Raw genomic sequence first — 8,768 nt, 5'->3', positions numbered from 1 at the left:
CTTCAGAACAATATGAATGCCGATGAATATTTTGATGTAACCGAAATTACAGGAACGAAATATACCGACAACAAACCTCTTATCAACCTTACCGCTTTGATGGATGATTCTTTCGCCAATAAATTCAAAGGGTTGTTTTATGATGCCTATCCTGTTGACTTATTGACATTGGATAGAGCAGAAAACGAAGAAGATTTTGCAGGAATTCCTCCTGTAAAAGCATTCCCAGTATTCACATCATACTTACAATATTTAGGAAATGACAAAGGAAATGCATTCCTGAAGCAGACCTTCCCATACAAATACGATTTGTTCAGTTTCTACAAATCCGATTGGTACGAATTGGTTTCTAAATCCGCATCAAAATATGTAGGTGTACCAGCAAATGCAAGACCGCAGGTAATTAACAACTTGCTTCAATCTACTTACGGTATTATCCCAACCATAAAATATAAAGTAAAAGCAAAATATACTTTACCGGGAGATAAAGCAGGTTCTGAAAAACAAATAGACTACGAGTTTAAGTAATTTTAAACTTCAAGCTAAGAAAAACGGAATTTAAAAGCAGACAAACACAACAATATAAAACAGAATGATGAACCATTCCTATAACGATAAAAAAAGATATAATCCATACAACAGACTGAAATTTAAAAATTTCGGAATTAAAATTTGGGCACTGACAATGCTTATGCTGTTTGGCTTGCAATCTATTTCAGTCAAATCACAGCAATATCCAGTAAAGTTAGTACCTGTGGTAATTCCTCCGTATAGTATGCGCTTAGGTGATTACGCTACTTCTACGGACAACAAATTACAATTGCAGGTCTTGATGACCGATTTGATGGAGCCGCAACACCAAACCGGCATCAAATTCACTTTAGAAGCAGGATTAAACGCCGTTCCATTTGCAAGAAGCAATGAATTTATCGTAGGGATGAATCCATTTCTTCTGTATCCCGGAAGTAATGTCACGTTGACCAATGTAGATTTAAGAGCTTTATTTGAATTACAAAATTTAGGAGGCATTAATGCATTGCAATATGCACAACCTCTTTCAGACGGAGTTTATCAGTTCTGTTTTCAGGCGTATGATTATTATACCAAAAATAATCTTTCATCTAAAACCTGTGCTACGGTATTTCTTACGCAGTATGATCCGCCAATGCTTAATCTTCCGCAAAATGCAGAAAAAGTACAGGCAATGTCTCCGTATGCAGGAGGAAGCGGAATCGTATTTCAATGGATGCCGAGACAGATTGCTCCTAACACAAAATACATTTTCACACTTAAAGAATTGTGGGATGCAGGACAATCTCCCATTTCAGGATTTTTGTCTTCTCCACCCCTTTGGCAGGAAGAAACGTATGCACCAGCATTGTATTACGGATTGGACAAAACCCAGCTCATTCCCGGGAAAAGATATGCGTGGCAGGTACAAGCCAAAAGTGGAAATCCCGTATTAGGAGCCAACCCGACAGAGGACAACGGCGTTTATAAAAATAACGGATTTTCTGAGATTTACTATTTTGATTATGTAGAAAACTGTACGGTTCCTACACTCCTGATGGCAAAAAATGTGGGCAGAGGAAGAGTTGAAATAAGCTGGAGCCTCGGTGGGCAGCCTGCAGGTTTGTACAAGGTACAATACCGTAAAAAGAACAGCAATACGGAATGGATGACCCAGCAAAGTTATCAGTCTCCTGCAATTCTTACAGGTTTGGAAGACCTTACGGAATATGAATACCGTGTGGGTTCTGTTTGTGGGCAAGCGCAAAGTTCTGACGAAAATGCCTATTCTTACAGCTCCATCCAATACTTTACCACCAATGCCAATGATGTAGATAATAACTACCAATGCGGAATAATGCCCGCAGTCGACATCGCCAACAAAAATCCTTTACAGACCATGCTGGGTGTCAATGAAGTATTTACAGCAGGAGATTTCCCTGTTACGGTACTTTCTGCACAGGGCAGCAACGGTATTTACAGCGGTACAGGTTACATTGTTGTTCCTTATTTAGCTCAAACCAAGGTAAAAGTGAGCTTCAATAATATCATGCTGAATACCGACAAGAAACTGATTGAAGGTATTATTGAAACTACATACGACCCGAACGAAACTGCAGTAAATTATGCATCTGCAGGAATTGGAGAAACTTTTGGTGACCAAGGTGTAAAAGATGTTTTTGTCAATTTCCCAATTGGCAATATCACTTATTCAGCAACACCACCTCCTGGGAAAATTACCATTACAGGTAGTGATGGGAATGGTGGAACCGGAAGTACAACCGAATATCCGGGTGGTAAAGATTATACCTTTACTGACTCTAACGGAGTTATTTGGACAGTGGATGAAAATGGAACCGTAACCAAAGGCGGAACCGTTGCCCAAGGCGGAGCATCTACCTCTACCAATACCGATGGCGTAACAGGAAGTGGAAGCAATGCTACCATCAACCAATACACTGCAAAAGGTATTAAAATAGAATGGAAAGAAAATACCAACGGACAATTTGCCTATGATACCGCAGAGAAAACCAAACTACCAAAAGACAAATATCCGTCAGTAAAAGATTCTGAAAATAATACGGTTTATGTTCCTTACAAAGCGACGGTCAATAAAAAAACTGAACTCTTTGATGCCAAAGTAAGTATTACCGATCCTTTATTGAAAGATGCGACAATCATCTTCAAAACATTGAGCATCGGTAAAGCGATTGAGGCTACGGAAATTAGTAAAACCGATGCTGAAAGAAGCTATCATTTAAAATTGATAGGTGCTTTTGATTATGCTGAAGAAGAAGTAATTGCGGTATTGATGCCAAAAGATAGCACTTCAAAACAAAAAGTAATCAGCAGTTTCAGATTGGTACACCTAAGTCCGAAGACAGTAGATGTAAGTTTAGTACCATTGGATGCAGGTTCGCAATCTAAATTACAATCGCAAGGTGATAAGCTGAACCAGATTTACAAAAAAATAGGGGTTACTTTCAATGTAACGAAAGATCCTGTTTTAGATATCAGCAGCGTTGTAAGTGGAGATACCATCAATAGCGAGGATGCCGATTTGATGAGTACCTACAGTCCGCAACAGCAACAGATCAATGCGCTCTACAAAGGAACAGGTGCAAGATATGTATTGTTTGTAACTGACAAAAAATCTTCTACCGGACAAAAAGGATATATGCGTCTGAACGGTCAGTTTGGCTATGTGTATAACAACGCACAAGATAAAACAGGAGCGCACGAGCTAGGACACGGTGTGTTTAAACTGGAGCATCCTTGGAAAGCTTATGGAACTACAAAAGGAGCAACACCTCTTCTAATGGATGAACAAATTTCAGGAGAAGAAATCTCACACCTGGATTGGAAGCAAATCAATGATCCTGCGTTTAAGTTATATGCGTTCCAAGGGCAAAGTAGTGGAGAATTAGCTGGCGGTTTTGGATTGACACCTGATTTTAAATTAATCAAAGCTAATACTTCGACAGCATTACACGGAATTGTTACTGTGGGAGAAGGTTTCTTACCTGGATTTGTAGAAAATACAATACAATACCAATGGGTTGAATCTCAGAAGGGTTATTACCCTAATGGTGATACATCAAAAGCAAAATATATCTCTAGTGAAATTCCTAAAGATGATAGTGTTATTTGGCTGATCTATGACCAAAATGCTGTTTGTGGAAAATCTAAATTTATAAAAACAAGCTACGCAAATGTTGTTTCAAATATTTTATCTAAGACTGATAAAGTTCAGGCATTAGCAGATTACATAACTCAATACGATAAAATTGAAGATCAAACTAAACCAGTTTATTCAGGATTTATTGCGTGTTCAGGCTCTGGAAATGGTAATGGATTGAAGTCTGTAGATGATTTATACAAAAGACCTTCTACAGGTGATGGCACGGCAACAGATGAATCCAAAGATGTTGTAGACTATACAGGAAGATTTACTGCTGAGGAAATACAGGCAATGTTAGGAAGCATTATTTCTAATAAAAACTCAACAGGGATTAAAGGGAAAATCTTCATTACTGACGAGAATACTGCAGCTTCGGTCTTACAAAAAGTACAAGCAAGATACAATCAGCCTGAAAATAAGGAAATGGTAATCTGGCTGAATGTGAACAGTCAGACTAAGAAATTCGATATCAAGATCAATGTTGGTGGCGGTCTTCCGGAATATGCAGGAAAATCTGCTAAGGATATAGAACTGCTACTGAAACAGAATTCAGCGTGGATAGACGATTTCTGGTTGATGAAATTCAATCCTTTGACTGCAATTCTAGACGGTCTATCGGAGTTATTGACCAAAGCGAAAATTCCGGAAAGATATTACAATCCTGATACTACGGATTACAATCCTTTCCCTGCAAAGATTTATTCTTATGTAAGTTTAAAAGTTATTGACGATGAACTAAGCGGATTAGTTGGATCGCCGATGGGAGAGAAATACACACCAAGCCGTGTTGATTTTGCATTCACTTGCGGAGTTTGGAACGGATTGGTTGGAACGGCTGCAGCAATTCCAGAAGGAGGTTCATTCTTAATCAAAATGATTACGAATGAGAATGATGCCAGAACCAATTTTGCAACAACAATCTCCAAAATACAATGGAAAGATGTTAAGGGAATGGTTGGTGAACAGTGGAACAAATACACTTCCAATCCTTGTATGGTATCTTATGGAGCAGGTGAAGTTACCTTTGTTGTTGCATCTTGCTTTATAGGAGCAGGAGAGATAAAAGGAGCAACTGCTGTTGTGCAGACAATGGAGAAGCTTGATGTAATGGGGCAAATGATTGGTAAATTTGCAAAGTTTACCGGGCGCTTTCTTATAAAACCAGTGGTTTCGAAAGCAGGTAAATTTATCATAGAGCCTCTAATAAAGCTGGAACCTGCAATAAGCCAAAAATTACGTTCAAATGTTTCAAAATATGTAGCTCAGCTTCTGAATAAAGACAAAATTCACCTTTCTCTGCATGCTACCTCAGAAGGTAAATTTATTGTAGACGGAATAGAACTAAGCCCGGAAGAATTTGGTGAGTACATTACCAAAAAGCTTAAAGAGACGGGAAATGCCAACAAAAATATAGTTTTACTTTCTTGCAACGATTTAGAATCTGCAAAAGCATTAGCGGCAGTCACTGGTAAGAAAGTATATACTACCGATGGTCCTATGACGATCTTTGAAAACGGTATTCGTCGTGCAGATGGTTCTGATTGGTACGAGATTGCTCCTGATGGTACGAGCACCAAAATACAGCCGCCAGTTACAGAATGTGTAAACTGTACAGGTGAAGGTGTTGAAATGGGTAAATCGTTTGCAGGTAATCTTGATGCAAACATTGTACAGGAACTTAACAGTACTTTAGGGGCGACAAGAGTTACAGAATTACTTGAAATTACGAGACAGCTCCCAAGTACATGGACGATTAAAAAGCTTGACGGAAAACTAGTTTTAGTAGATAAAGATGGCAAGAGATGGGCTGAAATTTTAAATAATGAAATACGTGCAACAGCAGGCGATGCAGGACAAGGATGGAATAAATTCCTTAATGTTGCACCGCCATTGATGAAGAATTTTAAATATGTGGTTGATAATGGCAGATATGTTTTTGAAACCGATGAGCTTGGAAGGGTTAATAAAGCCGTAATGGAAGATGTTGATATTATTTCCAGAGCAAGAAACGAAACCTATCAACAGGAGACTAAAAAAGTAAAAGATGGTTATCCTAATGATGATGGTGGACATATTTTCAGAAATGAATGGGGAGGTCCGAGTGAACAGATTAACTATTTCTCACAAAGTCCTGCGCAAAATAGAGCTGGAGGAGATTGGTATAATATGGAACAGGAGATATCTTCACTTAAGAAAAATAATCCTAGTTCAAAATATAAAGCAGAAATGGTTTTCGTTTTTGAAGGTAGCTCAAAACGACCTACAAGTATGCGTGTAAGATTATCAGAAAATGGAGTTGTTAAGAAAAACTATTTAATTTCAAATTAATTATGGAAGAAGTATTAGATATTATAAATAAATTTTTCAAAGAAAAAGTTTGGGATAAAATTTTAATTGAAATAAATTTTACTGAAGCAGGTGGTTATGAGCCACAACTTACAGTAATTAAAGGTGAAGAAAAATCTTTATGGGGAGAGTTTGAATTGTTTGACATAGCTGATATAATACATAAAAGACAAAAAGGAGTATTAAATACATCAGAAAAATTTAACAAGGCTAAAATTGAGATTTATCCCGATGGAACATATTCAGAACATTACTGGTGGGATTCTGGCCTACAAAAGCAAAACCTGTTAAATTATGCACAAGTATTTTATCAATGGGCAAATTACAGAATGATGTCTATGATATTTGAATTTGAAAAAGATAATAATCTTTTGCCAACTCAATATGACAATGATGGTGAATTAGAATATTTGAGTTCTTGGGATATTGGAGTTTTTACTTTTCATATTAATGATAAAAATGGGTTAGAATATAAAATTATTCTAACAAAAGATGGTAAAGAAAGAATATTAGAAATGCCTTTGAAAGATTATTTTATTGAAGGAATTTTGGAACATCATAAGATTACCAATACAGAACTTTCAGATGAATGGGAACCTTGGAATACTATGGTATTAAAATCTCTTCATTATGATATTCCTTATGACAAGAGAGATGAGTTTGTGAGTTATATTTTAGAATAAAGTATTGATTGAAATGGATTCAACTAAGTAGTTTAATAGGAGTAATAAGAAATTACGTTAGTAATAATCAGGTTATTATGATTATAAAACTAAATAAAGAAAAAGTTAGTACTCGATTTTATGAAGTTATTAATAATGAGCAAGTTTCCTTTAGACCTAAACCAAAAGAATATAGAGAGTTTTCTGATGAAATATATGAACGTTATAATTCATTATTTTCAACTGAAGATAAATTTAATTCGGCTGTAATTGAAATTGATCCAGATGGTGCATATTCAGAAAAGTACTTTTGGGATTCAGAACAAGAAAAACAAGATTTGCTGGGTGGTGCAGAAGTGTTTTTTCAATGGGCAAATGAAAGAATGTTGTCTCTAATTTTTGAGTTTGAGCAAGATAATAATTTATTACCTACACAGCTTGATGCTGACGATGAATTAGAATATCTGAGTTCTTGGGATAGCGGGGTATTTACTTTCCATGTTAATGAGAAAAATGAAGTGGAATATAAAATCGTTCTTACCAAAGATGGGATTGAAAGAGTCCTGGAAATGCCTTTGAAAGATTATTTTATAGAAGGAATTTTGAATCATTATCAAATAACCCATACAATCCTTTCTGATGAATGGAAACCTTGGAATACTTTGATAATTAAATCACCTCACAATAGTATTCCTTACGATAAAGTGGATGAATTTGTGAGGTATATTTTGGAATAAAATAAATGAAGAATATTGTAGAAATTATAGTTTCACATTTAAGAGAATACAAATGGAAGCAAGCAGAGATAGTTATTCAAATTACTCCAGAATCAATGGGATATGAATCATTATTTTTTATTGATGAAAATAATAATGAAGAAGATTTCTGGATTGATTTTGAAGATATAAGAAAACTTTTTGACAAGTTAAGGGAAGATTATAATGAATCTAAGAATACAGTAGATAAATTTAATAGATATAAATTGATTCTTAAAAGTGATAAAACTTATTCTGAAAAATATTGGTGGAATGCTGAAGAAGATAAACAGGATCTATTAGCAGGGGCGGAGGTCTTCTTCCAATGGGCAAATGATAGAATGATGTCTATGATTTTTGAGTTTGAAAAAGATAATGATCTTTTGCCAACTCACTATGATGGTGATGGCGATTTAGAATATTTGAGTTCTTGGGATAGTGGAGTTTTTACTTTTCATATTAATGATAAAAATGAGTTAGAATATAAAATTATCCTAACAAAAGATGGTAAAGAAAGAATATTAGAAATGCCTTTGAAAGATTATTTTATAGAAGGAATTTTTGAACATCATAAGATTACCAATACAGAACTTTCAGATGAATGGAAGCCTTGGAATACTTTGATAATTAAATCACCTCATAATAGTATTCCTTACGATAAAGTTGGTGAATTTGTTAGTTACATATTGGAATAAATAAAAAAGTTAAATAAAAACGCAATAAAAGATGAAATTAAAATTTTTACCAGTAGCATTGGTAGTTGTAAGCACATTTGTTTACGCACAAGAAGTAAAAGTAAAAAAAGGCGAAATCCAGATTGATGGAAAAGCAGTTGCTAAGATCGACAAAGAGAAAAACAATTACAAGATCAGCGATCTGTCGGGTAAAGCACTATTTACGGCTACCATTACCAATGAAACCCCATTAAAAAATACAGTTTCCAAATATTGGATGCAGCTTACTGGCAGCAATGGCGTTGTAAAAGAACTGGAATTAATTGACAAAACCAGCTTTTCTTTCGGATTTGAAAAACCCATTACACAAAATCTTACCAAAAGCGAGAATCCTCTATTACCGGCTTCCGGAATAGATGAAAACAAAATCAACAGCTTTTTCCAGACAGAAGACAGAAGTATTTCCAAATCCGAAGATAATAGGATAGAAGAATACAAAGAGATCAACCGTTCAGAAGATGCTTTGGCAGCCGACAACAAGATTTTGATTAGCAATGTAGGGATCATTAGTGCCAACAACGAGAAGATAGGCTACATTGTTCGCAAAGTAACAGGAAAAGATATGGTGCAGCAATTTCTT

Annotated in this window: 4 protein-coding genes and 2 pseudogenes; all 6 read left to right on the top strand. The window is 35.6% G+C overall.

The window, feature by feature from the left end:
• A pseudogene (locus BT156_RS21465) lies at positions 1–528 on the top strand (hypothetical protein); the annotation flags it as partial.
• Between the two features lie 64 nt (positions 529–592).
• Positions 593–6,019, top strand: a complete 5,427-nt coding sequence (locus BT156_RS21460; RefSeq protein ID WP_083582445.1) for a DNA/RNA non-specific endonuclease — start codon at positions 593–595, stop codon at positions 6,017–6,019.
• A 2-nt stretch (positions 6,020–6,021) separates the two neighbouring features.
• Positions 6,022–6,720, top strand: a complete 699-nt coding sequence (locus BT156_RS21455) for a hypothetical protein (RefSeq protein ID WP_072412959.1) — start codon at positions 6,022–6,024, stop codon at positions 6,718–6,720.
• A gap of 77 nt (positions 6,721–6,797) precedes the next feature.
• The gene (locus BT156_RS21450; protein ID WP_139255560.1) at positions 6,798–7,436 is read left to right on the top strand and encodes a hypothetical protein; all 639 of its coding nucleotides are present in this window, start codon (positions 6,798–6,800) and stop codon (positions 7,434–7,436) included.
• A gap of 5 nt (positions 7,437–7,441) precedes the next feature.
• Entirely contained in the window at positions 7,442–8,149 is a 708-nt protein-coding gene (locus BT156_RS21445; RefSeq protein WP_072412957.1) for a hypothetical protein, read from the top strand.
• Between the two features lie 31 nt (positions 8,150–8,180).
• A pseudogene (locus BT156_RS21440) lies at positions 8,181–8,768 on the top strand (hypothetical protein); the annotation flags it as partial.

The sequence above is a fragment of the Chryseobacterium limigenitum genome (assembly GCF_900114875.1).
Classification (GTDB): Bacteria; Bacteroidota; Bacteroidia; order Flavobacteriales; family Weeksellaceae; genus Chryseobacterium; species Chryseobacterium limigenitum.
The sequence above is the reverse complement of the archived record's forward strand: the minus strand, read 5'-3'. Positions and strand labels throughout refer to the sequence as shown.

Bases quoted from the DNA above. Each gene is read 5' to 3' on its own strand.
- BT156_RS21450 (WP_139255560.1), top strand. From the start codon at position 6,798: ATGATTATAAAACTAAATAAAGAAAAAGTTAGTACTCGATTTTATGAA.
- BT156_RS21460 (WP_083582445.1), top strand. From the start codon at position 593: ATGATGAACCATTCCTATAACGATAAAAAAAGATATAATCCATACAAC.
- BT156_RS21455 (WP_072412959.1), top strand. From the start codon at position 6,022: ATGGAAGAAGTATTAGATATTATAAATAAATTTTTCAAAGAAAAAGTT.
- BT156_RS21445 (WP_072412957.1), top strand. From the start codon at position 7,442: ATGAAGAATATTGTAGAAATTATAGTTTCACATTTAAGAGAATACAAA.